At 76.3% G+C, this 637-nt stretch carries 1 pseudogene; it reads left to right on the top strand.

What is annotated here, in order from left to right:
* Positions 1-319: 319 nt before the first annotated feature.
* Positions 320-637 (top strand): annotated as a pseudogene (locus tag IH13_RS0129965) (amino acid deaminase/aldolase); the annotation flags it as partial.

The following is a 637-nucleotide window of genomic DNA, read 5'->3' on the forward strand; positions in this document are numbered from 1 at the left end:
ATGTGTATAAGAGACAGGTCCGGGGCCGCCGGGACGCGGCGCGGGCGGCACGGAGCGGGCCGGGGTCCGCGGTGGCACGGGCGGCGGTGAGGCCGGGCGGGGCGGCACGGGAGCGCGTCGCGCCTCGGTACTCATCCGGCCCCCTGGTTCACGTCCCCGCACCGTCGGCGGTTCGCCGTCCCGGACGGGGTGGTCGGTCAACCGCCTGCCGGTCACTCTACGGGGTGCGGGGCGCCCCGTGGGACGGAGCGCGGGGTGCGCGCGTTCCGTCCCGGGCATCCCTCTACCCAGCGGTACGGGCGTCTGGCAAGCTGCGGCCATGACTGCCCGTGCCGCTGACCGGACCCGTTACGACCGGGCCACCGCCCACCTCGACGCCCCGGTCGCCGTGGTGGACCTGGAGGCCTTCGACGCCAACGCCGACGACCTGGTGCGCCGGGCGGGCGGGAAGCCCGTCCGGGTGGCGAGCAAGTCGGTGCGCTGCCGCGCCCTGCTGGAACGGGTGCTGGCGCGCCCCGGGTTCGCGGGTGTCATGTCGTTCACCCTGGCGGAGTCGCTCTGGCTGGCGCGGGCGGGCTTCGACGACGTGCTGCTGGCGTATCCGTCGGCCGACCGGGCCGCGTACGCGGAGCTGGCC

The sequence above is a fragment of the Streptomyces sp. NRRL WC-3549 genome, assembly GCF_000721935.1.
Lineage (GTDB): Bacteria > Actinomycetota > Actinomycetes > Streptomycetales > Streptomycetaceae > Streptomyces.